24 protein-coding genes and 2 tRNA genes are annotated in these 24,697 nt (G+C 64.6%); 14 read left to right on the top strand and 12 right to left on the bottom strand.

The annotated features are described in order from the left end of the window. A complete protein-coding gene (locus WBG56_RS10745) occupies positions 1-303 on the bottom strand; it encodes a DUF485 domain-containing protein (RefSeq protein WP_424268106.1) in 303 nt (100 codons plus the stop codon). Positions 304-518: 215 nt separating this feature from the next. Here WBG56_RS10745 and WBG56_RS10740 point away from each other — a divergent pair. Further along, positions 519-595 (top strand) — tRNA-Arg (locus tag WBG56_RS10740). Between the two features lie 128 nt (positions 596-723). Then, positions 724-2,343, top strand: a complete 1,620-nt coding sequence (locus WBG56_RS10735; protein ID WP_424268104.1) for a multicopper oxidase family protein — start codon at positions 724-726, stop codon at positions 2,341-2,343. Positions 2,344-2,406: 63 nt separating this feature from the next. Here the strand turns inward: WBG56_RS10735 and WBG56_RS10730 are convergent, their stop codons facing one another. Then, positions 2,407-3,327, bottom strand: coding sequence for a LysR family transcriptional regulator (locus WBG56_RS10730; protein ID WP_424268102.1), 921 nt, complete (start codon positions 3,325-3,327; stop codon positions 2,407-2,409). A gap of 100 nt (positions 3,328-3,427) precedes the next feature. Between WBG56_RS10730 and WBG56_RS10725 the strand changes: the two genes are divergently transcribed. The 4 genes from WBG56_RS10725 to WBG56_RS10710 all read left to right on the top strand — a co-directional run bounded on the left by WBG56_RS10725 (position 3,428) and on the right by WBG56_RS10710 (position 8,186). After that, on the top strand, positions 3,428-3,817 hold the full coding sequence (locus tag WBG56_RS10725; RefSeq protein ID WP_424268100.1) for a (R)-mandelonitrile lyase: 390 nt from the start codon (positions 3,428-3,430) through the stop codon (positions 3,815-3,817). 15 nt (positions 3,818-3,832) lie between these two features. Further along, positions 3,833-4,882 carry an NAD(P)-dependent alcohol dehydrogenase gene (locus WBG56_RS10720; protein WP_424268098.1) on the top strand — a complete coding sequence of 350 codons (1,050 nt, stop codon included), beginning with the start codon at positions 3,833-3,835 and terminating at the stop codon, positions 4,880-4,882. A gap of 150 nt (positions 4,883-5,032) precedes the next feature. Further along, entirely contained in the window at positions 5,033-6,271 is a 1,239-nt protein-coding gene (locus WBG56_RS10715) for a phospholipase A (RefSeq protein ID WP_424268096.1), read from the top strand. A gap of 22 nt (positions 6,272-6,293) precedes the next feature. Further along, positions 6,294-8,186: an LTA synthase family protein gene (locus tag WBG56_RS10710; protein ID WP_424268094.1), complete on the top strand. Its 1,893-nt coding sequence runs from the start codon at positions 6,294-6,296 to the stop codon at positions 8,184-8,186. A gap of 66 nt (positions 8,187-8,252) precedes the next feature. On the opposite strand, the gene WBG56_RS10705 is transcribed toward WBG56_RS10710, so the two are convergent. The 3 genes from WBG56_RS10705 to WBG56_RS10695 all read right to left on the bottom strand — a co-directional run bounded on the left by WBG56_RS10705 (position 8,253) and on the right by WBG56_RS10695 (position 10,693). Further along, entirely contained in the window at positions 8,253-8,915 is a 663-nt protein-coding gene (locus tag WBG56_RS10705) for a hypothetical protein (RefSeq protein ID WP_424268092.1), read from the bottom strand. Positions 8,916-8,956: 41 nt separating this feature from the next. Further along, positions 8,957-9,328: a hypothetical protein gene (locus WBG56_RS10700; protein WP_424268090.1), complete on the bottom strand. Its 372-nt coding sequence runs from the start codon at positions 9,326-9,328 to the stop codon at positions 8,957-8,959. A gap of 270 nt (positions 9,329-9,598) precedes the next feature. Further along, a complete protein-coding gene (locus WBG56_RS10695) occupies positions 9,599-10,693 on the bottom strand; it encodes a helix-turn-helix transcriptional regulator (protein ID WP_424268088.1) in 1,095 nt (364 codons plus the stop codon). 128 nt (positions 10,694-10,821) lie between these two features. Between WBG56_RS10695 and WBG56_RS10690 the strand changes: the two genes are divergently transcribed. Next, positions 10,822-10,898 (top strand) — tRNA-Pro (locus WBG56_RS10690). A 135-nt stretch (positions 10,899-11,033) separates the two neighbouring features. Here WBG56_RS10690 and WBG56_RS10685 read toward each other — a convergent pair. Next, positions 11,034-11,756: a GntR family transcriptional regulator gene (locus tag WBG56_RS10685; protein WP_424268086.1), complete on the bottom strand. Its 723-nt coding sequence runs from the start codon at positions 11,754-11,756 to the stop codon at positions 11,034-11,036. Between the two features lie 120 nt (positions 11,757-11,876). Here WBG56_RS10685 and WBG56_RS10680 point away from each other — a divergent pair, with 120 nt between their 5' ends. The 7 genes from WBG56_RS10680 to WBG56_RS10650 all read left to right on the top strand — a co-directional run bounded on the left by WBG56_RS10680 (position 11,877) and on the right by WBG56_RS10650 (position 19,362). Continuing rightward, positions 11,877-12,809, top strand: a complete 933-nt coding sequence (locus WBG56_RS10680; protein ID WP_424268084.1) for a 3-keto-5-aminohexanoate cleavage protein — start codon at positions 11,877-11,879, stop codon at positions 12,807-12,809. 29 nt (positions 12,810-12,838) lie between these two features. Next, positions 12,839-14,182 carry an aspartate aminotransferase family protein gene (locus tag WBG56_RS10675; RefSeq protein WP_424268082.1) on the top strand — a complete coding sequence of 448 codons (1,344 nt, stop codon included), beginning with the start codon at positions 12,839-12,841 and terminating at the stop codon, positions 14,180-14,182. 37 nt (positions 14,183-14,219) lie between these two features. Continuing rightward, positions 14,220-15,443, top strand: coding sequence for an ABC transporter permease (locus tag WBG56_RS10670; RefSeq protein WP_424268080.1), 1,224 nt, complete (start codon positions 14,220-14,222; stop codon positions 15,441-15,443). 111 nt (positions 15,444-15,554) lie between these two features. Beyond that, complete coding sequence (locus WBG56_RS10665) at positions 15,555-16,592, top strand: ABC transporter substrate-binding protein (protein ID WP_424268078.1); 1,038 nt, start codon at positions 15,555-15,557, stop codon at positions 16,590-16,592. Positions 16,593-16,704: 112 nt separating this feature from the next. Further along, the gene (locus WBG56_RS10660; protein WP_424268076.1) at positions 16,705-17,880 is read left to right on the top strand and encodes an ABC transporter ATP-binding protein; all 1,176 of its coding nucleotides are present in this window, start codon (positions 16,705-16,707) and stop codon (positions 17,878-17,880) included. Continuing rightward, a complete protein-coding gene (locus WBG56_RS10655) occupies positions 17,877-18,695 on the top strand; it encodes an ABC transporter permease (protein WP_424268074.1) in 819 nt (272 codons plus the stop codon). Before WBG56_RS10660 ends, WBG56_RS10655 begins: the two co-directional genes overlap by 4 nt. A gap of 256 nt (positions 18,696-18,951) precedes the next feature. After that, a complete protein-coding gene (locus tag WBG56_RS10650) occupies positions 18,952-19,362 on the top strand; it encodes a DoxX family protein (protein WP_424268072.1) in 411 nt (136 codons plus the stop codon). A gap of 67 nt (positions 19,363-19,429) precedes the next feature. Here WBG56_RS10650 and WBG56_RS10645 read toward each other — a convergent pair whose 3' ends face one another. From WBG56_RS10645 to pstC, 6 genes are all read right to left on the bottom strand, one after another. After that, positions 19,430-20,803 (bottom strand): sensor histidine kinase, encoded by a 1,374-nt coding sequence (locus WBG56_RS10645; protein ID WP_424268070.1) that lies wholly within the window; start codon positions 20,801-20,803, stop codon positions 19,430-19,432. After that, positions 20,800-21,468, bottom strand: a complete 669-nt coding sequence (locus WBG56_RS10640; RefSeq protein ID WP_424268068.1) for a response regulator transcription factor — start codon at positions 21,466-21,468, stop codon at positions 20,800-20,802. The genes WBG56_RS10645 and WBG56_RS10640 overlap by 4 nt, the downstream gene beginning before the upstream one ends. After that, on the bottom strand, positions 21,465-21,836 hold the full coding sequence (locus tag WBG56_RS10635; protein ID WP_424268066.1) for a PepSY domain-containing protein: 372 nt from the start codon (positions 21,834-21,836) through the stop codon (positions 21,465-21,467). The genes WBG56_RS10640 and WBG56_RS10635 overlap by 4 nt, the downstream gene beginning before the upstream one ends. A 162-nt stretch (positions 21,837-21,998) precedes the next feature. Further along, entirely contained in the window at positions 21,999-22,781 is a 783-nt protein-coding gene (gene pstB / locus WBG56_RS10630; RefSeq protein ID WP_424268064.1) for a phosphate ABC transporter ATP-binding protein PstB, read from the bottom strand. A gap of 16 nt (positions 22,782-22,797) precedes the next feature. Continuing rightward, complete coding sequence (pstA, locus tag WBG56_RS10625; RefSeq protein WP_424268062.1) at positions 22,798-23,658, bottom strand: phosphate ABC transporter permease PstA; 861 nt, start codon at positions 23,656-23,658, stop codon at positions 22,798-22,800. 7 nt (positions 23,659-23,665) lie between these two features. Continuing rightward, positions 23,666-24,607 carry a phosphate ABC transporter permease subunit PstC gene (gene pstC / locus WBG56_RS10620; protein WP_424268060.1) on the bottom strand — a complete coding sequence of 314 codons (942 nt, stop codon included), beginning with the start codon at positions 24,605-24,607 and terminating at the stop codon, positions 23,666-23,668. Positions 24,608-24,697 lie beyond the last annotated feature (90 nt).

The raw sequence follows: 24,697 nt of genomic DNA, 5'->3' as shown, positions 1-24,697 counted from the left end.
TCAGGCCTCCTGCGCGATTTCGCGCGTCAGGCGATCGAACTCGCTGTTGGCGCGGCGCACGTACAGGCCTGTGATCAGCACGCTGAACACGATGACGCCGAAGCCGACCGGAATGCCCCAGGTCATGACGCCTTCACCCAGTTTCAGGGCGAACAGTTCCTTGTCGAAGGCGATGACGCCGATGAAGGCGTAATACACGATCAACATGACCACGGTCAGCGTCCAGCCGTAGCGCAGGCGGGTGCGGCGCAGGTGCTGGTATTTCGGGTTGGACACGATGCGCTGTGTCTGCTGGTCTCCCATGGGGGTCTCCTACTTGTAATGGGGGATGAATTTCTATCCGCCCGCAAGTTAGAGGTCGGGTCTTACGGAGACCTTACATTCCCGTTAAAGCGGCCCCGGATCAGGGAAAACACCGATCCGTGATTTGCACGTTAGAATTCAGGATTCACAGGCATGGCGCAATCGCCGCGCGGCGACCGGTCCGCGCCCGGCGACCCCGCCGACACCCTGCCTGACCGCCCTTAGCTCAGTTGGATAGAGCAACGGCCTTCTAAGCCGTAGGTCACTGGTTCGAATCCAGTAGGGCGGACCAAAAACCGGCCGATTCAACCCCGCACTTGACCTTCCCCCCAGGGTAAGGATCAGACTTCCAAGCAATCCGACTGGCGCTGGGCGTCAGATGCAACGAAGCATCCGATACAAGGGACAAGGGGTGAATCCATGCGACGTAGAGATTTTCTGACGAGCCTGGCGGGTTCGGCCGGCCTGGCCCTCGCCACAGGGGTCCGGCCCGCGCTGGGCATGGAACACATGCACCACGCCGCTGGCGGCGCGCCCTCTCCGCAGCCACCACACGATCCGTCCGCAGCAGGGGCGCGCAAGGGATCGCTGGCCGCCAGCGACGCCATTCCGCCCGGACGTCCTTTCGCGGCGCCAGCGACGCTGGGGAACACCGCCGCGCAACCTGGTATGTTCAGGGCGACGCTCGTCGCCGCGCCCGCAAAAATCGAGTTGATTCCCGGCGTCATGACCCAGGCCTGGGCCTACAACGGCCAGTTTCCCGGTCCGCTGATCGATCTCCAGGCGGGCGATGCAGTCGAGATCACGCTCGAGAACCGCTTGCCCGAACCGACCACGATCCACTGGCACGGCCTGCCCGTGCCTCCGGACCAGGACGGCAATCCCGACGCCGCGGTGGCTCCGGGGGCGAGCCATACGTACCGTTTCCACATCCCCGATGACGTCGAAGGCCTGTACTGGTATCACCCCCACCCGCACGGCCGGTCCGGCGAGCAGGTCTATCGGGGGCTGGCCGGGGCCATCCGGGTGCGCGCCAGACAGGACGCGCTCTCCGCCATTCCCGAGCGCATTCTCGCCATCACCGACCTGCGGCTGACGGCGCTCGGCATGATCCCGGAAAACGACATGATGGACTGGATGAACGGCCGTGAAGGCCAGTTCGCCCTGGTCAACGGCCTGAACCGCCCCACGCTGCCTTTCGACGCGCTCGGGCGGGAACGCTGGCATATCCTCAATGCCACAAACGCCCGCTATCTGCGCCTGGCCCTGCCGGGGCACGACCTGACGCTGCTCGGCACGGATGGCGGGCGTATCGAGCAGGCACAGACGGGCTTATCGGAAATCCTGGTCGCACCGGCCCAGCGCGTCGAACTGCTGGTGACCGCTGCGGGTGGACGTGGCGGCGCGCTGGTGGCAGAGACCTATGCGCGCGGCAAGATGGGAGGCGCGAGCGAGACCTCCGCCATCCCGCTCATGCAGGTGGATTTCAGTGCCGTACGGCAACCGCGGCCCCTCTCGCTGCCGCAACCGCTACGGCCATTCCAGGCGTTGCCCAAGGCAAGCGCACGGAAGCGGGTCGTCATGAGCGAAGGCATGTCCATGGCCCATGGGTCGCACGGCGCGCAAGCCATGGAGCACACGATGTCCCCGGGCGGCATGGGGATGACGGACATGAAGAGCATGATGACGGACGGGCGTCCCTCCATGATGCAGTTCATGCTCAACGGCAAAACCTTCGACATGCGGCGCGTCGACCTGAGCAGTCCGACCGGCGCATGGGAAGACTGGGAAATCGTCAATGATTCGGACATGGACCATCCCTTCCACATCCACGGCACGCAGTTCGCCGTGCTGGAACGCATGATCAACGGGCGCACAGCCCGGGAACCGTTTCGCGCCTGGTACGACACGGTCAATCTCAAGGCCCGGGAAACCGTACGCATCCGCATCATGCAGGCCGCCAAAGGCATCCGCATGTTCCATTGCCATATCCTGGAGCACGAAGACCTGGGCATGATGGGGCGCCTGGAAGTGATCTGAACGATCGCACCGGCCTCGCAAGGCCGCCCGGCGCCATCGCGCCGGCTGCCCGGAGCGCGAGTCTCAGCCGCCAGGGGCGGCTGCGCGGGGGGCGGCGTGATACCGCAAGGCGTCGATCACGAGCGCAAGCGCCGGCGCCATCTGGCGCCGGTTCGCATAGTACAGGTGGTATCCCGGCAACGTGGGCCACCAGGGTTCCAGCACAGGCGCCAAGCGTCCTTCCTCAAGATGCGACGCCGCGGCATCCAGGGGCACATAGGCCAGCCCCAGCCCATCCAAGGCGGCCTGCAGCATCAGGAACGTATTGTTGAATACGAGCTGCCCCTGCACCCGCACCGAGAGCCTCCGCTTGCCCTTTTCGAAGTCCCAGGCGTAAAGCCCCCCGTGCGTGGGCAATCTCAAATTGATGCACTGATGTTCGGTCAATTCCTGGGGGACGGCCGGAAGATCCTTGCCCCTGAGATACGAGGGCGCCCCCACCACTGCCATGCGCACATCCGGGCCGATGCGCACCGCGACCATGTCCTTGTCCACCACGTCGCCCAGACGCACCCCCGCGTCGAAATGACGGGCGACGATATCGGTCAAGGCATAATCGACGCTCAGTTCCACTTGAACATCCGGGTAGCGCTGCAATACCTCACGCAGCCTGGGCCATAGGACCGTGCCGATGGCATGGTCGTTGGCGGTGATCCGCACCGTCCCGGCCGGCCGGGCGTTGGACGACCGCAGGGACGCCAGTTCCCCTTCCAGCTCGCTGAGCATGGGCAAAAGCGTGCGCAGCAGGCGCGCGCCCGCGTCCGTCGTGGATACGCTTCGGGTAGTGCGCGCCAATAACCGCACCCCCAGGCGCGCTTCGAGCGCCGTCATGGCATGGCTCAATGCCGAGCGCGACATGCCCAGCTGCGCCGCCGCGCGGGTAAAGCTGCGTTCCCGCGCCACGGCCGCGAACGCACGCAAATCGTTGAGGTTATCCGCCATCATTGGTGAATTTCATGCACCAGACTATTCTGATATTTCTATCTTATCAGCCAATGAGCTTAGCCCTACACTGAACTCCGGCATCACCCAGGAGAGTTCCCCCATGATCACAGTCACAACCATCGGATCGCAGCCTTCGGTACCCGGGCCGGCCGAATACTTCACAGGCGTCGTCCGCATCGATGCGCCTTTCCAAGGCGCCACGCCGGCGCGGGTCGGCGGCGCCACGGTCACCTTCGAACCGGGCGCGCGCACGGCCTGGCACACTCACCCGCTCGGACAAACGCTGATCGTGACCGCCGGCGCGGGGTTCGTGCAAGAATGGGATGGCCCCGAGCGATCAATCCACCCCGGGGACCAGGTCTGGATCCCCGCAGGCGTCAAGCACTGGCACGGCGCCTCGCCCACGGCCGCCATGACCCATATCGCCATTGCCGAAGCGCTGGATGGCAAGGTCGTGGACTGGCTGGAAAAAGTAGACGACGCGCACTGAAACAGGAGTACTGCAATGACCACCAAAGCTTATGGCGCCCACGCCGGCAACCAGCCCCTCGAACCCATGGACATCACCCGGCGCGCGCCGGGCCCCCATGACGTGCAAATCGACATCGCCTACTGCGGCGTCTGTCACTCGGACATCCACCAGGTGCGCTCCGAATGGGCCGGCACGCTCTACCCCTGCGTGCCCGGACACGAAATCGTCGGGCGGGTATCCGCCGTCGGCGCTCACGTCTCCGGGTTCGCCCCCGGCGATCTGGTCGGCGTCGGCTGCATCGTCGACAGCTGCCGGCACTGCGGGGATTGCGACGAGGGACTGGAAAACTACTGCGATCACATGATCGGCACCTACAACTTCCCGACGGCCGATGCGCCGGGCCACACCCTGGGCGGATACTCGCAGCGGATCGTCGTGCACGAACACTATGTGCTGCGCGTCCGCCACCCCAAAGAGCAGCTCGCCGCCGTGGCGCCGCTGCTGTGCGCCGGCATCACCACCTACTCGCCGCTGCGGCACTGGAAAGTGGGGCCGGGCCACAAGGTGGGAGTGGTCGGCATCGGCGGCCTGGGCCACATGGGCATCAAACTGGCGCATGCCATGGGCGCGCATGTGGTGGCCTTCACCACCTCTGAATCCAAACGGGATGCGGCCAAGGCGCTGGGCGCGGATGAAGTCGTCATCTCGCGCAGCGCCGACGAGATGGCCGCGCACGCCAAGAGCCTCGACTTCATTCTCAACACCGTGGCCGCTCCGCATGACCTGGACGCCTTCTTCGCGCTGCTCAAGCGCGACGGCACGATGGCGCTGGTGGGCGCGCCGGCCACCCCCCACCCGTCGCCCAATGTATTCAACCTGATCACGAAGCGCCGCAGCCTCGCGGGATCCATGATCGGCGGCATCCCCGAAACGCAGGAGATGCTGGATTTCTGCGCCGAGCACCACATTGTGGCGGACATCGAATTGATCCGGGCCGGCCAGATCAACGAAGCCTATGAACGCATGCTCAAGGGTGACGTGAAGTATCGCTTCGTGATCGACAATGCCAGCCTGGCCGTTTGAAACCGACGGAAAAGGCCATACCGGCACACCCGCCGCAATCTGTCGGATCAGTTCTGTTACTGATTCCCCGGGTATTTTTGATCGCGACCCGGGAGGCCGGATGACGCAGATGCTACAGTTTCGGGCATAGTCCGCCATCCTGCCTTCTCCATGCGCGCTCCACGTTTTCTTCGCCTGCTTTCCCTGTCGATTCCGCTGCTGCTTGTCCTGGCCCCCGCCGCCCGAGCCGAACTCGTGCTGCGGCTGGGCAGCGTCCAGGCCGCGCCCGGCGCTACCGTCGAACTGGAAGGCCTGCTGGTCAACGACTCCGGCAACCCGCTGTCCAGCCCCATGCCCCGGGAATTGAACGGACGATGGACGGATGCCCAGGGCCGGACCACACCGGTGCATTTCCAGTTAAGGACATCGTCCGATGCGGCCGACCTGCCTGCCAACACGTTCACCCGCATGGCCTGGACCGGCACCGTCCCGGCGCAAGCCCACGGCCTGCTGACCCTGACCGTCCAGGGCGCGGACGACACGCTGCTGGCGCTGCGGGTGGGCGATGCGCCCCAGCTCGCCCAGGCCGGTGGCCCGGCCGCATCCCCGGCGCAGGCCACGCTCAGCGACAGCGCCACGCCCATTCCCCCGGCTTCCTCACAAACCGCGACGGCCCCTGCCGCGCTCTCGCCCTTCGAGACCTTCCGCAACGCGCTCTCTCCCTACGAACCCATTTATTTCGCCGCAGGCCGCACGGGCGGGGCCAACGCCCGCTTCCAGCTCAGCTTCAAATACCGCCCCTTCAGCCCTGCGGACCCGGCCCACCCCGGTTTCATGGACAACTGGTATTTCGGCTATACCCAGACGTCCCTGTGGGACCTGCATTCGGATTCCATCCCCTTCGTGGACACGACCTACAACCCCAGCCTGTTCTGGGCCCGGGAATCGCTGCTGGAAACCGCCGACAAACGCTGGACCTTCGGCCTGAACACCGGCGTCGAACACAAATCCAACGGCAAGGACGGCGACGATTCGCGGTCATTGAACGACGTGTACCTGCAGCCGGAATTCAGCTACCGCTTCGACGGCGGCAGCCAGCTCAGCTTCCAGCCGCGCGTCAAGGCCTACCTCGCGACCGACCGCGACATGGGCTATCAGGACTACCTGGGCTACGTGGACTGGAAACTGCGCTGGGCGCAGGACAACGGGCTGGGCCTGTCGGGCCTGTACCGCCAGGGCAGCCAGGGCTACGCCACGCAGATCGAGGCGACCTGGCCGCTGCAGCGGACCTTCCTGCACATGAACGGCTACCTGTATGCCCAGTACTTCCGGGGATACGGCGAAACCCTGTTAGGCTACAACCAGAAAAGCGATCCGCAAGTGCGCATCGGCATCGCCCTGGTTCCCTGACCAGGCAGTTCAAGGACACGGCATGTTCACCCAGATCGGCACTTTCATCCTGGCACTCCTGGTTTTGCTGACGGCCAGCCGCCTGCTATTGACTGCCTGGCTCTGGCCCCGGGTCAAAGCGGCCGGCGGCCCCTGGCCGATCTTTCGCTGGGGTCTGCGCATCGACCTGAACCAAGTCGCCATGTGGGCCGGCATCCCCGCCCTGCTGGCCCCCTGGCTGGCCGACCAGCCCCTGGCCATCTGGCTGACGGGCCTGTGGCTGCAGGGGGTCTGGCTGCTGTTCGTGCTGCTGGAAATTTCCACGCCCCAGTTCATCCAGGAATACGACAGCCGGCCCAACCGCCTGTATCTGGACTACCTGAAGTACCCCAAGGAAGTCTTCGGCATGCTCTGGAAAGGCTACAAGCTGGTGCTGGCCGCCGCCCTGGTGACGCTGCTGCTGGCCGCCTGGCTGGGGCACGCGCTGTTCGCGCAGGCGCAGCCGCATCCTCTGCCCGCCTGGCCCTGGCGCCTGGGCATGACGCTGCTGATCGCCGCAGCCATCGTGCTGGCCATCCGCGGCACCCTGGGACACCGCCCCATCAACCCGGCCTCGGTCGCCTGGTGCGGCGACAGCCTGCTGAACACCCTGCCCCTGAATTCCCTGTACAACGTGCTGTTCGCCCTGTACGCCATCAAGAACGAACGATCCGCCGCCGACGTGTACGGCGACCTGCCGGACCAGGAACTGCAGGCCATCATCCGCGAGCAGGCCGGCATTGCGCCCGGCCCGCCGGACATCCCCACCCTGCACCACCAGCCCGCCAGTCAACGACCGCCGCGCCCGCGCAACCTGGTGCTGATCGTGCAGGAAAGCCTGGGCGCGCAATACGTGGGCAATCTGGGTGGCGCGGGGCTCACCCCCTGCCTGGACGCGCTGGCCGCCACCGGCTGGAATTTCACCCGCGCCTACGCCACCGGGACGCGATCCGTGCGCGGCCTGGAGGCCGTCACCGCCGGATTTCCTCCCACGCTGTCGGACGCCGCCCTGCGCCTGACCGACGCCCAAAGCCGTTTCTTCACGCTGGCACAGTTGCTGCGCCGGCATGGCTACCGTTCGCGTTTCATCTACGGGGGAGAAGCGCACTTCGACAACATGAAGAGCTTCTTCCTGGGCAACGGCTTCGACGAACTGCACGATCTGCCGACCTTCGAATCCCCGGCCTTCGTCGGCACCTGGGGCGCCAGCGACGAGGACATGTTCGACAAGCTGCACACCTTGCTGTCGCAGGACGCGGATCAGCCCACGCTGCACCTGGCCTTTTCCGTGACCAACCACACGCCCTGGGAATACCCGGCCGGCCGCATCGCGGTCGAAGGCAACCCGGCCACGGTGCAGAACACCGTGCGCTATGCCGACTGGGCCATCGGCCAATTCTTCGAGAAGGCGCGCGGCAGCGCCTACTGGGAGAACACCGTATTCCTGATCGTGGCGGATCACGATGCCCGCGTGGGCGGCGCGCAGCGCATTCCGCTGCGCCATTTCCACATCCCCGCGCTGATCGTCGGCGCGGGCGTCGAGCCGCGCCGCGACGAACGCATCATCAGCCAGATCGACCTGCCTCCCACCTTGCTGTCACTGATCGGGATCAGCGATGCCCACCCCATGATCGGCCACGACCTGAACGATCCCGGCACCGGAGGGCGCGCCATGATGCAGTACGAGGACCACTACGGCTACCTGCGCGGCGACATGCTGGCTGTGCTGGAACCGGACCAGGCCCCGCATTTCTTCCGCTATGCCGCCCCGGACGGCTACACGGCGCTGCCCCCCGACCCGGACTTGGCGCGAATCGCCCTGGCACACGCGCTGTGGCCCACCTGGGCCTACCGCCATCGGGCGCACACGCTGCCGGAACTGCGGCTGCCGGGATAGAGCTATCGCCCTATAGGAAGAATGCCCTCGAGGCCGAGAGCCGCACTGTTTTTGCAGTGAGCCGATTCATTCTCTGATGCCACAGTCACCCAGCCCAGGGCAATAAGACCTTCCCCGGGACCGTCGCTGTCCACCACTGGAGGACGCGGCCTGGCGAGCGGATGAACTTCTCTGGTTGGCGGAGTGGGTCTGGATGAGCTGCTGCATCGACTGCATGAGGGCCGAAGCGTCGGGCGGCGGGGGCGCGGCAACCCGGGAATAGTCAGGCTGCAGATTGCCGGACTGCACGGACTCGCTCACCAGCGCATCGATTTGCGCCTGTATCTGCGCCTGCTTGTCTTCCGCCTGACGCGATGCGTCACGGCTTTCGCACACTTTGCAGCTGAAGACTTCCACCTGCTCGGGGCGGATGGCTTTTTTGGCGACGCCCAGCAAGCGGTCTTCAGCGTATTTGCCGTCCGTCAGCAGGGTCATATGCGGCGTGCTGTCGATGTAGTATTCCACTTTCGCGCAATAAGGCGCATTGGCGCGCACACGCAAATCGGCGCCGAACAGCTTGGTGCCGGGCGACTTGGTCGGAATGATTTCCATGGTCGCCTGGCAGCTTGCGACAACTTTTCTGCAATCGCAAGGCCAGTCCTGGGCATAGGCAGCACCGCCCGATCCTGCGGCCAGACCCAGCATCAGCAGGCCTTGGGCCGCTCTGTTCTTGAACATGCGCTTCATCATGATTTCAACGCTCCGAGGATGAGGCTGATAGGTCTATACGGCTAACACTGCTTCAGGTCGCGGATCTTGTTGATGAGATCAGCCCTGTTCTGGTAGGCTTCGCCGTCCACCGCCAGCTTTTCCCGGTCGTGCGAACGGGACTGATCGATCTGATCCTGCTGCTGGACGATATCCGCCCGCCCCATGCCGGCGGCCAGCCCCGATGTCACCGCGCCGAGGAAGTCCATGAAGCCAAACCCCTGCGCATCTTTCGCATGCTCCACCCTGGCATCCAGCGCCGTCTGTTCTTGTTGCAGTTCCTGGCAGTCGAGCTGAGCATAGGTATGGGTCTCTCGCAGTTGCGGCAAATTCGTGCAGGCCGCTACGGCCACCATGCCCATCGCCATGATCGGAAGTCGATAGAGTCCACGCATACCCGGTCTTCCCTGAAAATATTCTGTTCGTTGTGTGAGTGACGCCCACCCGACAGGCGTCGAGGATGGATGGGCCCGGCACACCCCAAGCCGAACCATGGCCCGGGCATGTCCACACGCATGGTAGGGGCGACGACGTTCCGCCGCCTCCCCAAAACAGGGGAGCGCGGGGGTTTTCCCTAGCAATGAAATACGCGCCCGATGGCGGGGCCGGGACCCGGCGCATCCACCAGGGCGCTCACGTCAGAGCGCGCGCATCCCGCGCCGCGCTCAATCCGGCGGCGCGTCCACCAGGGCCAGTTCCGTCAGCAGCCGCGCCAGGTCATGCTGCCTGTGCACGTGCGTCTTGCGAAAAATGGCCTTGATGTGCGTACGCACCGTCGCTTCTCCGACCGACCGCAAGCCGGCGATTTCCTGCGGCGTGCGCCCCTGCGCCATGAGTCCGGCCACCCGCGCCTCGGCCGCGCTCAGGCCGAAGACCTGCCGCAGCAGCGCCTGCGCGGGTGCCCTGGGCCGGGTCGGCCAGATCACCAGCAACGCCGCCCCCGCGCGCACGGCGGGCGGATCATCGCCCTCGCCCACGGGGATCGCCACGCAGGCGGTGCCTGCATGGTCCGCGTCGAACGACAGGCGCACCGACGCGAGCCGCGATGGCGACCCCGGTCCGCCCAGGGCCTGCCGGACGATGCCGAGCAGCGCCTGTCTGTCCCGCCCCGCACCCTCGACAAAGAGCCGGCCCCCGGGGCCGGACAACCAGGCTTCCGCAGCGCGATTGGCCTGCCGCGCGCGTCCCGCCCCGTCGACCAGCATGACGGGGAAATTCAAGGCATCCAGCGCAGTCCGCCTCCAGGCATGCGCCTGCTGCAGACCGCGCAGTTTCTGACGCACCGCCAGAACCCGTCCCACGCTGCCGTGCACGGCCGACACCACAGCGACCGCGCCGGCGTCGAAGGCCGGCTCGCCCACCTGTTTGTGGATGGACAGGTAGTGGGTCGTCCCTTCCTCCGTATCGACCCGGTGCCCCATCATGTGCGCCAGCCCGTGAGGCCGCATGAACTCCTGATAAAAAGGGCTGCGCCTGATGAAACCATGCCCCAGCACGTCCCAATCCAGATAGGTCTCGCCATCGCCGGACAGCACATCTATCTCATTCCAGGGGTTGAGCGCCCGGAAATCGGCTTCATAATCCGCCAGGAGCCGGGGGGACAGTTCGACCGGCTCCGTGACATGGAACTGCCCCGTGCCCTTGTCGCGGCTCATCACGGCCAGATAGGACGCGCCTGCCAGCGCGGCCACCTGCATCAAGGCCGCATTCCAGGCGTTTTCGGACATCACACCCGCCAGCAGGGCTCGTTCAACCGTCAATAACTGCTCCGGCGTCATCGCGTCACCCTCTCTATTTTCAGGTCATGCTCCCCGGTCGGATGCGGCTACTGTACCGCGATCCGACGCCCGGGAGCCGGCGAGGGCCCATGTTAGAATTCGCAGTTCGTCGGGGCGTAGCGCAGCCTGGTAGCGCATCTGCTTTGGGAGCAGAGGGTCGCATGTTCGAATCATGTCGCCCCGACCACATCGACCAGACGCTGCGCCCCTATCGCAGCGCGTGTCGACCCATTCAGCCCGAAGCCCGCGGGAACACACTTCGTCCCGGGGCTGAAAGCCCGCCCCATGCCTCCGGCATCGGGCCGGAGGGCGAAACCGCTTCCTACGGATGTCCCTGCCCGGCCGCCACGGCGGATACGTCCGCCTGCGCGTATCGCCTGGCCATGATGTACTGATAGGCGCTCTGGATGTCCTGCCACAGGGCCTCGCGCGCGCCGACCGCATCTCCGGCCTCCAGGGCGTCGATCATGTGCGTGTGGTGGCCCACCGCAGTGCGGGCGCGGGTCCGCTCCGATCCCTCCCTCAGGTCGTAGTTCAGGATCGGCCCGATGCGCAGCCACAGGATCTCGATGAGCTTGATGAGCATAGGCATGCGCACGGCCTCGTATAGCTGGAAATGCAGGGACTTGTTCAACAGGATGGTCTTGGCCAGGCTATCTCCCCCCTCCTCCATGCACCGCGACAGCGCCTCGTTCAGGTCGCGCAGGCTGCGGATCAGCGCCGGCGCGGCAAGGCCGGTCGCCAGCTCCACCGCATAGCCTTCTATGTGCAGCCGGATCCGCGTGATTTCGTCGAACTGCTCCGCCGTCATGATCGGCACGCGCACCGCCCGGTTCGGCGCCACCTCCAGCGCCTGGTCGGCCACGAGCTGATAGACGGCTTCGCGCACGGGCATCATGCTGACCCCCATGGCCTCGGCCATGGAGCGCAGCGACAAGGACTCCCCCGGCTGCAGCTGACCGCTCAGCAGCAGCTCCTTGATCTGGCTCAGCACATTCGCGCCCAAGGTCTCGGCCCGGTGCGCCGGTTTGAGTGAGATGGTCATTATGTTCTTCTCTTTCGGCATTAGGGTAACCACTATCTGTGATCTGTGATCACAATAATCTACAGTGACGCTTGAGTTCGTACTGTACGTCAACTACTTCTGGTGCAACCAAGGAAAGACATGGCAGGCAAGAGAAAAACTATTATCACCTGTGCGGTCACAGGCGCCATTCACACCCCCAGCATGTCGCCCCACCTGCCGGTGAGCGCCGACGACATCGCCGAGGCAGCCATCGGCGCGGCGCAGGCTGGCGCGGCCATTCTGCACTTGCACGCACGCCACCCCGAGGACGGCAGGCCGTCGCAGGAACCCGAACACTTCCTGCCGTTCCTGCAGAAGATCAAGGCGGCGACCGACGCCGTCATCAACATCACGACCGGCGGCAGCCCTCACATGAGCGTCGCCGACCGCATGCGCCCTGCCCTGCACTTCAAGCCCGAGCTGGCCTCCCTGAACATGGGCTCGATGAACTTCGGCCTGTTCCCCATGCTGGATCGCTTCAAGTCTTTCCAGCACGAATGGGAACGCAAGCACCTCGAGAACAGCCGCAACCTCATTTTCAGGAATACCTACGAGGACATCGAGGCGATCCTGCGCAGCGGGGCCGAGAACGGCACCCGCTTCGAGTTCGAATGCTATGACATCGGCCACCTCTACAACCTGGCGCACTTCATGGATCGCGGCCTCATCCAGGGCCCGCCCTTCATCCAGTCGGTGTTCGGGATCCTCGGCGGCATCGGGCCCGATCCCGAAGACCTGATGCACATGCGCCGGACGGCTGATCGGCTGTTCGGCGATCATTACCAATGGTCGATCCTGGGCGCGGGACGCAACCAGATCTCGTTGGCCACCATCGGGGCGGCCATGGGATCCAACGTGCGGGTGGGTCTCGAAGACTCGCTCTGGATCGGCCCCGGGATTCTGGCCCCGTCCAATGCCGAACAGGTGGCCCGTATGCGCACCATACTCGAGGCACTCAATTTGGAAGTCGCGACACCCGATGAGGCCCGATCGATGCTGCAGCTCAAGGGCGGCAGCCAGATCGGTTTCTGATTCTTTTTCGTGAAAGAGGCGCAAACGCCATGAATACAAGATTGTCCGATGCCGGGGCATCCTCCCGGGTGAACCTGTCGGCGACGCCGAACCTGCCTTATGCGGCGCGGGCCAAAGGGGTCTTCATCTACGACGAGGACGGCAATGATTATCTGGACGGTTCCGCGGGGCCCATGGCCGTGTCGCTGGGCCATGGACTGCCGGACATCCTGGATGTCATGCGGGAACAGGCAAACGAAATATGCTTCGCCTACCGGACGCAGTTCAACAGCCGCAGCAAGGAAGCGCTGATCGAAGCTCTGATCGGCCTTGCGCCCGAGGGCTTCGACTGGGCCTTTCTGGTCAATAGCGGATCCGAGGGCACGGAACTGGCCCTGCGCTCGGCCATTCACTACTGGGCCTTCAAGGGCAAGCCCGCCAAAGTCGACGTGCTGGGACAGAGCATCAGCTATCACGGCATGACCATGGGCTCCCTGTCCATGTCGGGCCACGCCAGCCGCCGCAAGGACTACGGCAGCCTGCTGCATGAATTCGCCCTCGGGGTGACGCCGTATTCCTTCCGCGCCACGCAAAAGACGGATGCCGAGTACCTGCGCGAGGTCCTGTCCAGCTGGGAGCGTGTGCTCGCCGAAAAAGCCGACACCATCGCCGGCATCATCGTCGAGCCCGTCGTGGGCGCGGCCGGCGGCGCGCTGACGCCTCCCGACGGCTATCTGTCGGGGCTGAGGGCGCTCTGCGACAAATACGACGTCCTCCTGATCGCCGACGAGGTCATCACGGGCCTGGGCAGGACGGGCACGTGGTTCGGCTGCGAACACGACGGCGTGACCCCGGACATGATCGTCACAGCAAAGGGGATGAGCTCCGGCTACACGCCGATGGGGGCGGTCCTCTATCACAACCGGGTGTCGGAGACCTTCCGCGACGTGCAGCCCCAGGGCCACACCTTCAGCGGCAATCCGCTCAGCTCCGCCGTCTGCCTGGCCGTCGTGCGCCACATGCAGCGCACCGACATACTGGAGAACGTGCGGGCCAGGGGCGCGCAGCTCAAGGCGGGCCTGGAGCGGCTGTCCCGCGCGTACCCCTGGATGGCCGACGTCCGGGGCCGGGGGCTGCTGTGGGGCTTTGAACTGCTGGCCGATCCCGTGCGACACACGCCGCTGGCGACGGAACTCGACGCCAGCAGGAAATTCGCCGGCCACTGCTTCAATTCGAAGCTCATCGTCTATCCCGCCGGCGTGGCCCCCTACAACAACGCAGCCATCATATCGCCGCCCCTGAACATCACGGAAAAAGAAGTCGACATCCTGCTGGAACGCCTCGAGGCCGGAATGCGCGGCTTCTCGAAAGAACTGGGGCTGCAGAGCCCGTAACTCCGCCCGGTGACGGGCACAGAGACGAACCCAGAGCATGATGAACACGACCGGCAACAGGCAAACCGTCAAGAAAGAGTACAAACGGGACAAGAGGAGAAAGGCCATCGGCGCCGCACTGCTCATGTTGCCGGCCGTCGCCTTCGTCTGCGTCACGTTCCTGTCGGCGATCGCGTTCTTCCTGTTCAAGAGCGTCGATAACAGCGTCGTGCCGGAAACCTTGCCCGGCACGACAGCCGCCATCGGCAGCTGGTCCGGCCACGACACACCCGGCGAGGAAGTCTACGCGGCGCTGTTCGAGGACCTCAGGCAGGCGAAAGGCAGCCAGGACCTGTTCGTCCTCTCCAGGCGCCTGAACTACCAGCATCCGGGGCTGATGTCCCTGATCAACAAGACTGCGCGCAAGCTTCCCAAGGGCGACGTCCAATCCTACAGAGAGACCCTGGTGGGCATCGACGCCCAATGGGGCCGACCGGATGTCTGGAAGCTGATCCGCCGGGAGTCCTCCACACTGACCTCGTTCTTCCTGCGCAGCACGATCGGGATGACCGGGACGAAGTACGGAGATGTCAGCGATTCGGGCGGCAGCGCCTATTCGAGCACACTGCTGCGAACGTTCCTGATCTCCGGCATCGTGACTGCGGTGTGCCTCGCGCTCGGGTATCCGCTGGCGTACCTGCTGGCGAGCGCGAAGGGCGGGATGCTGCGCCTGGTGCTGCTGGGCCTGGTGCTGACGCCCTTCTGGACTTCCCTGCTGGTGCGCACCCTGGCCTGGATCGTCATATTCGCGAAGGACGGGATCGCCAATGCTGTCCTGACCCAGCTCGGCTTCATCACCGAGCCCATCTCGATGTTGTATACCCGGGGCGCGCTGTATGTCGGGATGGTGCAGATCCTCCTGCCGTTCATGGTGCTGTCCATCTATTCGGTCATGCGGGGAATATCGCCCATCTATACGCGAGCGGCGCTGTCCCTGGGCGCGAACCCGTTATATGCGTTCTACACGGTGTACCTGCCGCAAACCATGCCGGGCGTGGGCGCGGGCATTGTCCTGGTCGGGGTGCTGGCCCTCGGGTTCTACATCACGCCGATGTTCCTGGGCGGCCCCCACGACCAGATGGTGAGCTATTACATCGCGTATTTCACGGATCAAAACGCCAACTGGGGGATGGCCGCATCCTTGGGGGTATGGCTGCTTGCATTCACCTTAGTGGCATTCGCACTGGTCAACAAGTTCGTGGGAGTGAACAAGGCCAGATGACAACCCGTCGCACTGTCGGCGAAAGCGCGAGAGGAGGGCTGTAGAAGCATGGCAATGAGAATGTCCTGGCATTGAACCGAATATTGAACGATTACGAATGGGGTAGACATCATGATTGGTACAAAAGCAGCGTTGTCCACTGTGGCGCTGATGGTCGCCGGGCTGTCGATACAGACCCAGGCCGCCGAACTCAATGTTTCATCGTACGGGGGGGCCGACGCGGCCGCCTACCGCGCCGCCTACTGGGTACCGTTCGAAGCGCAGACGGGCACCAAGGTCAACGAGAGCCTGTCCGACGGGTCCATCGGCAAGGTGCGGTCGCAGGTCGCAAGCGGCCACGTGGTCTGGGACGTCGCGCAGACGGACCTCGGCAACATGACGATCGGCTGCAACGAGGGCCTTTTCGAGAAGGTCGATCTCACCGGCCTGCCGGTGAACGATCTGCTGCCCAACGCCGTATCGGAATGCGGCATCGCGTCCGAATTCGCGGGGACCGTGCTGACCTACAACGCGAATGCGGTCAAGGAAGGGCCCAAGTCCTGGAAGGAGTTCTGGGACACCCAGGCGTTCCCCGGCAAACGGTGCCTGCGCAAGCATCCCGAAACGCTGATCTCCGCCTTGCTGGCCGATGGCGCCAGCCGGGACGAGATCTACAAACTGCTGGACACCGACGAGGGGGTGAAGAGGGCCTTCCGCAAGTTGGGCGAGCTCAAGGGCGACATCGTCTGGTGGGAATCCGGCACGCAGCAGATCCAGAATCTGCTGTCGGGCGAATGCGCCATCGGCAGCACCTGGAACGGACGCGCGGCGGACGCCAACGCGGCCGGCAACAACCTCAAACTGGTCTGGGAGGCAGGGTACTACCTGCAATGGGACAGCTGGACCATCCTGAAGAACAGCCCGAACAAGGAAGCTGCCAAGGCGTACCTGAAGTTCGCGCTTGATCCGGCGCGGCAGGCCGAATTCATGAAGCACATCACCTATGGCGTGGCCAATGAAAAGGCGTACGCGCTGGTTCCGACGTCCCTGAGCGACCAGATGCCGACCACGAAGGAACACCTGAAGTACGCCGTGGCGTCGGATGCCGAATTCTGGCTCCGCAACGGGGACGAATTGAATGCGACGTTCCAGGATTGGGTTTCGCATTGAGTCCCGATGTATTCCGTAATTCTCCGATGCACGGGCGGGCCGCCGCGCGGTGGCCCGCCCGGCACGGATCAGCCCCCCTCGGTCGGGCGGCGCAACGATTGAAAGGGCAGTCATGGATGATGGTTTGAATCCGTACGGCAATGGTTCGGCAGCGGCGAAACAAGACATACTGGTCCAGTTCAGGAATGTCTCGAAGACCTATGATGGGAACGATCTGGCCGTCCGCAATCTGGATCTGGATGTCCGCAAGGGGGAATTCCTGACCTTGCTCGGCCCGTCCGGATCCGGAAAAACGACCACGCTGATGATGCTGGCCGGATTCGAGTCGCCCTCCGACGGATCGATCTGGCTGTCGGGCAACCGCATCGACACGCTCCCCCCCCACCGTAGGGGAATCGGGGTCGTCTTCCAGCAGTACGCCTTGTTTCCGCACATGACGGTAGCGGAAAACGTCGCCTATCCGCTGCTGTGCCGCAAGGCGCCCAAACACGAAATCCGCGACAAGGTGCAGAATGCCCTCGAGCTCGTCCAGCTGGCCGATTTCGCCAAGCGCAAGCCCAGCCAGCTCTCGGGCGGCCAGCAGCAGCGCGTCGCCCTGAGCCGGGCGCTGGTGTTCGAGCCTTCCATCGTCCTGATGGACGAGCCCCTCGGGGCCCTGGATCGCAAGCTGCGCGAGACCCTGCAGATCGAGATCCGGCGCATCCACCAGGAATTGAAGGTGACGATCGTGTACGTCACGCACGATCAGAACGAAGCGCTCACGATGTCCGACCGGATCGCCGTGTACCGGAACGGCGAGATCAGCCAGATCGATACGCCTGATGAAATCTACGGCAATCCGCGGGACTCCTACGTGGCGACCTTCGTGGGCGAGAGCAACCTGCTGCCGGGCGTAGTCACGGATACAGGCGGCGACCACACCGTCCAGGTGGCGCTGGATGCCGGCGCCCCTGCGGAAGCCGTCGCATCGGGCGGCGCCGCCTTGCTGGCGGGACAGCGCATCGCGGCGTCCGTGCGGCCGGAAAATGTCCGGGCCTGCGCGTCCCTGGACGATTTGCCGGACACCTGCCCGGCCGGACTCAATCGCCTCGAAGGGACGGTGGCCGACATCATGTTCCTGGGCGAGCAGTACCGCTTGAACGTCTCTCTGTCCGACGGGCAGGCTTTCATCGTCAAGCTGCCGATCAGCGAGGCGTCCAGGTTCGCCGTCGGACACCCGATCGTCGTGTATTGGGACAGGTCCGATCTGAGGATCCTGGAAGTGGTATCGGCCGGGGGCGACACATGAAGCTCGCGCAAAACGATGCCTGGATTTTCGCGTTTCGGGCGCTCTGCGCCCTCATCCTGCTGTTCCTGCTGCTGCCCCTGGTCGTGATCGTCCCGCTATCGTTCAGCCCGGACAAGTTCTTCTCGTTTCCGCCCAGCAGCTTTTCCCTGAAGTGGTACGCGAACATATTCACCAGCGAGCGGTGGCTGCGGGCCGGCCTGAACAGCCTGCTTATCTCGGTGTGCGCCACAGTCATCGCCACCTGCCTGGGCACGCTGGCAAGCGCCGGCCTGGCGAAATACCGGTCGAAGGCGAGCAACCTCGTGCTGGGACTGCTGCTCCTGCCCATGCTGGTGCCGATCGTCATCACCGGGGTGGGCATCTTTTTTCTCGACGCCTATCTCGGGATCGCCGGCACCTACGCGAGCATCATCATCGCCCAGGCGCTGGTCGGACTGCCGTTCGTCGTGCTGACCGTCACCGCAACCCTGCAGGGGTTCGACCACACGCTGATCCGGGCGGCGCTGAGCCTGGGGGCGAGCCCGGCCAAGGCGTTCGTCTCCATTCTCGTTCCCATCATCATGCCCGGCGTGCTCGCCGGCGCCCTCTTCGCATTCGCCATTTCCTTCGATGAAATCGTGATCACGCTGTTCCTGGTCAGCCCGGGCAAGGAAACGATACCGGTGCAGATTTTCTCCGGCATCCGGGACAGCATCAATCCGGAGATCACGGCCATCGCCTCACTACTGCTGCTGATCTCCATCCTGATGATGGCGCTTGCGGGGCTCCTGCTGCGCGGCAGGGGCAAACTGAACTCTCCCGTCCGGGACGCATAGCCGCGCCTTGACGCCTCGGGCGAGCCGACCCGGGCATCCGCATGCGAAGCGACTCCACCCCGGTGGCGCCTTTACCATCTCTTGCAAGATCCCATGCCTCAAAGCGGATTTCCCGGTAAACTGCCCCTCTAACCGCCATGGGCGCCACGTCCGAACGGCAAGGTCAAGCACCCGGCGCCCGTGGAATTTCTGTTTTCGGAGCACAGGGCCGCATGTCCGAATCATGCCGCCCCGATCACCCTGAAAGGATTCCTCAATGTCTTCCTCTTCCACCGACGATCTGGGCAAACTGATCCTGCGCCTGGCGCTGGGCATCCTGGTCCTGCTGCATGGCTTGGCGAAACTGGACGGCGGGGTCGGCTGGATCGTCGGCATGCTGGATGCCCGCGGCATGCCCGGCTTCATCGCCTACGGCGTGTACATCGGCGAGGTCGTCGCCCCTGTGCTGCTGATCCTGGGGCTGTGGACGCGCGTCGGCGGCCTGATCGTCACCCTGAACATGCTGTTCGCCTTCAGCCTGGTCCACATGAACGACTTGTTCGTCATCGGCAAAAGCGGCGGCTGGTCGCTGGAACTGCAGGGCATGTATCTGCTCGGCGGCATCGCCGTGGCGCTGCTGGGCGCCGGGGCCTACAGCCTGGGCGGGCGCAACGGCCGCTGGAACTAAGCCGCCGCCCCGCATGACCGCTGCCCGCTTCGGCGGGCAGTTTCACGTCCGGCGGTCCCGCGCCCCGTCACGCGGCCGGCAGCGTGATCACCACACAGGCGCCGCCCAGTTCCCCTTTCCGGATCAAGGCCCAGCCGCCATACAGATCCGCAAGATCCCGCACGATCCCCAGGCCCAGGCCGGAACCCGGGGTGCGCTCGTCGGCGCGCTTGCCGCGCTCAAACACCGCTTCAGCCCGCTCCGGACTCAGCCCCGGGCCATCGTCCTCCACCAGGATTTCGAGTTCGCCATCCCGGCGATGGGCGCTCACACGCACGCGCCGGCATGCCCATTTGCCCGCGTTATCCAGCACATTTCCCAGCATTTCCTGAAAGTCCTGCGACTCGCCGCGAAAGGCCAGGCTCGCATCGACTCCCTGCAGTTCATAGCTCAGATGACGCTCGGCATGCACACGCTCCATCACCCGCACCAAGCCTTGCAACAAAGGCAAAATGGGACTGCGCAGGCCGGCCATGCGCACAGCGGCCGCCGCCCTCGCATGGGCCAGGTGATAATCGACCTGCCGGCGGGCCGCATCGACCTGCTCGGCAACCAGGCGCGGCAATGCAGGATCCCCCGCAGCAGCCGCATTGGCCATGACCGCCAGCGGCGTCTTCAAGGCATGGGCCAGGTTTCCGGCTTGCTGGCGGGCCCGTTCCAGGCCCTGGGCATTGCGCTGCAGGACCTGATTGAAATCCTTGACCAGGGGCTGGACTTCCGTGGGGAACGCCCCATGGATCTGCGCAGCGCGGCCCTCGCGCACATCCGCCAGGCGGCGACGCAGGCGGGTCAAGGGCCGCAGACCATAAGATACCTGCACCCACGCCGCCACCAGCATGCCCAGCACCAGCACGCCCAGCGCAAGGCCCAGCGTGCGGTTGAAACGGCTGATGGGTTCGGCCCATAGAGCCTGGTCGGCCGCCACGGACAACACCAGATCGTCAAAAGGCCCTTCAGCCGGTTCGACCTCGCGCGCCCTCACGCGCAGCTCGGCGCCTCCGGGGCCCATGGCTGTCGCGGGCAGATCCTGGCCCGCCTGCAGACCGGGGTAGGCGTCCGGCAAGCGGGCGTCCCACAAGGACCGGGAGCGCAGCAACTGGGCGGGCAAGCCATTCTGGGCGGGCACGCTGATCTGCCAATACAGGCCGGAAAACGGATGACTGAAGCGGGGATCGCTGGGAAACGAAGACAGGGATACTTCGCCTTTCGCGCTGACCTGCAGCACCGCCGTCAACTGATCCAGGTGGATGTTCAATTCGGACTGCAGCTGCGCCAGGATATGCTGGCGAAACAACTGCTGGATACCCCACCCGGCCACCGCCACGCTGAGCAGCGCCCAGGCCAGCACCCCCGCCAGCAGGCGCAGGCGCAGCGAGCGGTAGCGCGCCCGCAACCGCCTCATGACGCGGGAGCCGCGTCCAGCCGGTAGCCCAGGCCGCGCACCGTCTGGATCAGTTCGGCGGGAATCTTGCGCCGCAAGCGGGCGATGAAGACTTCGATCGTGTTGGAATCCCGGTCAAAATCCTGGGCATAGATGTGTTCCACCAGTTGACTGCGGGACACGACTTCGCCCTGGTGCATCATCAGATACGCCAGCACCCGGTATTCGTGGCTGGTCAGCTCCAGCGGCGCGTCGTCGAGCAGCAGGCGCGACTGACGCGTGTCGAGCAGCAGCGGCCCGCAGCGGATGTCCGAACTGGCATGGCCGCCCGCCCGGCGCAGCAGCGCCCGCACCCGCGCCTGCAGTTCTTCCAGATGGAATGGCTTGGTCAGGTAGTCATCGGCCCCGGCGTCGATGCCGGCGACCTTGTCGTGCCAGTTGTCGCGAGCGGTCAGGATCAGCACCGGCACCTGTCGGCCGGATTCACGCCAGGTCCGCAGCACCGACAGGCCGTCGCGCCCCGGCAAGCCCAGGTCCAGCACCACCAGATCATAGGGTTCGGCCAGGCCCTGGTGCTGGGCGTCCGGACCATCCGCGGCGACATCCACCACGTAGCCGGCGGATTCCAGAGCGGCTTTCAGCTGCGAGGCCAGCAGCGGTTCGTCTTCGGCCACCAACAGTCTCATCGATGGGTTCCTTGGGCATGCGCGGGACGGCGACCCACCCATAATACCTGCCCGGACCGGGCATCGACTTTGATTTTGACCAAACGTCCTTGATCCTGCAGGATCTTGAGTTCGTAAATCCAGCGCCCCCGGCACGGCGATCCGCCTGCGCAATCGCCCTGGCCGGATTCTTCCTCGAACTCGACCTTCAGGACCTGGCCGGGATAGTCCTTGGCCACGCGGTCCAGCACGTCCTGCAGCGGCAGGACCTGGCCGGCCGCCTGCAGGCGCTCGGCCTTTTCACGATCACGATCATGGTCGTGGGCCTGCGCGCCCGTGGCCCAGATTCCCAGCGCCAGGGCGCCGGCCAACACGCTGCGACGCTGCATGGCGAGACTCCATTTGGATTCGATGCAGGCAGGATAGCCGGGACAGGATGAATGCCGGGTGAATGAGGTCTCAAGCCGTGGCAGCCCTCCACCTCGCGCCTTGCAAGGCGCTCGGATTCGATAGGCTGAGAATGGTCCGCAGGGACCATTCTCAGTCCGATCTCATCCAAATCTACCCGTAATGTAGTCTTCGGTTTCCTTGCGGGCGGGCTTGACGAAGATCTGGTCGGTGGGGCCGAATTCCATCATTTCACCCAGGTACATGTAGGCGGTGTAATCCGAACAGCGGGCGGCCTGCTGCATATTGTGCGTCACGATGACGACGGTGTAGTCGTCCTTCAGTTCGGCGATCAGTTCCTCGATCTTGGCGGTGGAAATGGGGTCCAGGGCCGAGCAGGGTTCGTCCAGCAACAGGACTTCAGGCTTGATGGCCACCCCCCGGGCGATGCACAGGCGCTGCTGCTGACCGCCCGACAGGCCATTGCCGCTTTGGCCCAATTTGTCCTTGACCTCGTTCCACAGGGCCGCCTTGGTCAGGGCCCATTCCACACGCTCGTCCATTTCGCCTTTGCTGAGCCGTTCAAACAGACGCACGCCAAAGGCAATGTTGTCGTAGATACTCATGGGGAAAGGCGTGGGCTTCTGGAACACCATGCCGACCTTGGCGCGGATCAGGGAAATGTCCAGGCGCGAGTTCAGCAGGTCTTCACCGTCCAGTTCGATGGAACCTTCGGCGCGCTGGCCGGGGTAGAGCTCGAACATGCGGTTGAAGGTGCGCAACAGGGTCGACTTGCCGCAGCCCGACGGGCCGATGAACGCCGTCACCTTGTTTTCGGCGATATCCATATTGATGTCGCGCAGGGCGTGGAAATTGCCGTAGTAGAAATTCAGGTGACGCACGGCCAGCTTGGTGCGTTCGTGAGTGACGGTCGAAGACAGGGGCATGGTGGTCGATGGCGAATTATTTACGGAACAGGCTGCGGGCGGCGATGTTGATCCCCAGCACCAACAGGGTGATCAGGGCGGCGCCCGCCCAGGCCAGGCGATTCCAGTCCTCGAAGGGGCTGGCGGCATATTGGAAGATCACGACGGGCAGATTGGCGATGGGCGCATTCATGTTGAAGGACATGAACTGGTTGTTCAGCGCGGTGAACAGCAGCGGCGCCGTTTCACCGGCGATCCGGGCCACCGCCAGCAGGATGCCGGTGATGATGCCCGAACGCGCCGCCCGATAGCAGATGAACACGACCACGCGCCACTGAGGGCACCCCAGCGCGGCGGCGGCTTCGCGCAGGCTGTTGGGCACCAGGCAGAGCATATTGTCGGTGGCCCGCACGACTACCGGAATCACCAGGATCGCCAGGGCGAAGGCGCCCGCCCAGCCGGAATAATGGCCGACCTGCGCCACATACACGGCGTAGATGAACAGGCCGATCACGATGGACGGCGCCGAGAGCAGCACGTCGTTCAGGAAGCGGGTGGCCGGCGCCAGCCAGCCCCGGCGGCCGTATTCGGCCAGATAGGTGCCTGCCAGCACGCCGATGGGCGTGCCGATCAGCGTACCCACCGCCGACATCAGCACGCTGCCGATGATGGCGTTCAGCAGGCCTCCCGCCTCGCCGGGAGGCGGGGTGCTTTCCAGCAACAAGGTCACGGACAGCGCGCTGCCGCCCTTGAGCAGCAGCGTGGCGATGATCCAGGCCAGCCAGAACAGCCCCGACCCCAGGGCCAGGCTCGACAGACCGAGCATGAGACGGTTGAACCGCCGCCGGCGCCGGTAGATCGGATTGGTGAGAACGATGGGGGAATCGGGCACGGGCATGAGCGGGTCAGTGATGCGCGCCTTCTTTGCGCGACAGTTTCAGGAGCATGAACTTCGACAGGGCCAGCACCACCGTGGTGATCAGGAACAGGATCAGGCCCAGTTCCAGCAAGGCGGATTTCTGCAGGCCGCCGGCCTCGTTGAATTCATTGGCCAGGGCCGAGGCGATGGAGTTCGAGGGCGAGAAAATCGAAGCGGGCAGATTGAAGGCATTGCCGATCACGAAAGTGACCGCCATGGTTTCGCCCAAGGCCCGACCCAGCCCCAGCATGATGCCGCCGATGACGCCATGCTTGGTATAGGGCAGGACCACCTTCCAGACGACTTCCCAGGTGGTGCTGCCCAGGCCGTAGGCGGATTCCTTCAGCATGGGCGGCACCTGTTCGAACACATCGCGCATGACGGCGGTGATGAAAGGGATCACCATGATCGACAGGATCAGCCCTGCGGTGAACAGGCCGATCCCCATGGGCGGCCCCGCGAACAGGTCGCCCAGCACGGGCACCCCGTCGAACAGGTCCACCACATGCGGCTGCACGTATTCCTGGAACAGCGGCACGAACACGAACAGGCCCCACATGCCATAGATGATGGATGGAATGGCCGCCAGCATTTCAATGGCGATCCCCAGGGGGCGGCGCACCCAGGCCGGCGCCAGTTCGGTCAGGAACATGGCGATGCCGAAGGACACGGGCACGGCGATCAGCAAGGCCAGCAAAGCGCTGATGACGGTCCCCAGAATGGGCACCAGGGCCCCGTAGTGCTGCTTGACGGGATCCCAGTCATTGGTCCACAGAAAAGCCAGCCCATCCCGGATCAGCGTCTCCCGGCTGCCATAGACCAGCGACACCAGGATGGCGGCCAGCAGAATGAAGACCAGAAACGCGAACGCCCGCGTCAGATGCCGGAAGCCGGCGTCCACCAGCAGACTGCGGTGTTGAATGCTCATGAGGGGACTTTCGGTGATAGGGACCTGCCTGCCAGGAGGCGGATCGATCAGGATTCAAAAACCCGTATTTTCCCACAAACAGGCAGTCAT

This window comes from Castellaniella sp., assembly GCF_049671645.1.
GTDB lineage: Bacteria > Pseudomonadota > Gammaproteobacteria > Burkholderiales > Burkholderiaceae_B > Castellaniella.
This window is presented reverse-complemented; position numbering and strand designations above follow the sequence as displayed.

Coding starts and splice junctions, on each gene's coding strand:
- WBG56_RS10745 (WP_424268106.1), bottom strand. CDS start 303: ATGGGAGACCAGCAGACACAGCGCATCGTGTCCAACCCGAAATACCAG.
- WBG56_RS10735 (WP_424268104.1), top strand. CDS start 724: ATGCGACGTAGAGATTTTCTGACGAGCCTGGCGGGTTCGGCCGGCCTG.
- WBG56_RS10730 (WP_424268102.1), bottom strand. CDS start 3,327: ATGATGGCGGATAACCTCAACGATTTGCGTGCGTTCGCGGCCGTGGCG.
- WBG56_RS10725 (WP_424268100.1), top strand. CDS start 3,428: ATGATCACAGTCACAACCATCGGATCGCAGCCTTCGGTACCCGGGCCG.
- WBG56_RS10720 (WP_424268098.1), top strand. CDS start 3,833: ATGACCACCAAAGCTTATGGCGCCCACGCCGGCAACCAGCCCCTCGAA.
- WBG56_RS10715 (WP_424268096.1), top strand. CDS start 5,033: ATGCGCGCTCCACGTTTTCTTCGCCTGCTTTCCCTGTCGATTCCGCTG.
- WBG56_RS10710 (WP_424268094.1), top strand. CDS start 6,294: ATGTTCACCCAGATCGGCACTTTCATCCTGGCACTCCTGGTTTTGCTG.
- WBG56_RS10705 (WP_424268092.1), bottom strand. CDS start 8,915: ATGATGAAGCGCATGTTCAAGAACAGAGCGGCCCAAGGCCTGCTGATG.
- WBG56_RS10700 (WP_424268090.1), bottom strand. CDS start 9,328: ATGCGTGGACTCTATCGACTTCCGATCATGGCGATGGGCATGGTGGCC.
- WBG56_RS10685 (WP_424268086.1), bottom strand. CDS start 11,756: ATGACCATCTCACTCAAACCGGCGCACCGGGCCGAGACCTTGGGCGCG.
- WBG56_RS10680 (WP_424268084.1), top strand. CDS start 11,877: ATGGCAGGCAAGAGAAAAACTATTATCACCTGTGCGGTCACAGGCGCC.
- WBG56_RS10675 (WP_424268082.1), top strand. CDS start 12,839: ATGAATACAAGATTGTCCGATGCCGGGGCATCCTCCCGGGTGAACCTG.
- WBG56_RS10670 (WP_424268080.1), top strand. CDS start 14,220: ATGATGAACACGACCGGCAACAGGCAAACCGTCAAGAAAGAGTACAAA.
- WBG56_RS10665 (WP_424268078.1), top strand. CDS start 15,555: ATGATTGGTACAAAAGCAGCGTTGTCCACTGTGGCGCTGATGGTCGCC.
- WBG56_RS10660 (WP_424268076.1), top strand. CDS start 16,705: ATGGATGATGGTTTGAATCCGTACGGCAATGGTTCGGCAGCGGCGAAA.
- WBG56_RS10655 (WP_424268074.1), top strand. CDS start 17,877: ATGAAGCTCGCGCAAAACGATGCCTGGATTTTCGCGTTTCGGGCGCTC.
- WBG56_RS10650 (WP_424268072.1), top strand. CDS start 18,952: ATGTCTTCCTCTTCCACCGACGATCTGGGCAAACTGATCCTGCGCCTG.
- WBG56_RS10645 (WP_424268070.1), bottom strand. CDS start 20,803: ATGAGGCGGTTGCGGGCGCGCTACCGCTCGCTGCGCCTGCGCCTGCTG.
- WBG56_RS10640 (WP_424268068.1), bottom strand. CDS start 21,468: ATGAGACTGTTGGTGGCCGAAGACGAACCGCTGCTGGCCTCGCAGCTG.
- WBG56_RS10635 (WP_424268066.1), bottom strand. CDS start 21,836: ATGCAGCGTCGCAGCGTGTTGGCCGGCGCCCTGGCGCTGGGAATCTGG.
- pstB (WP_424268064.1), bottom strand. CDS start 22,781: ATGCCCCTGTCTTCGACCGTCACTCACGAACGCACCAAGCTGGCCGTG.
- pstA (WP_424268062.1), bottom strand. CDS start 23,658: ATGCCCGTGCCCGATTCCCCCATCGTTCTCACCAATCCGATCTACCGG.
- pstC (WP_424268060.1), bottom strand. CDS start 24,607: ATGAGCATTCAACACCGCAGTCTGCTGGTGGACGCCGGCTTCCGGCAT.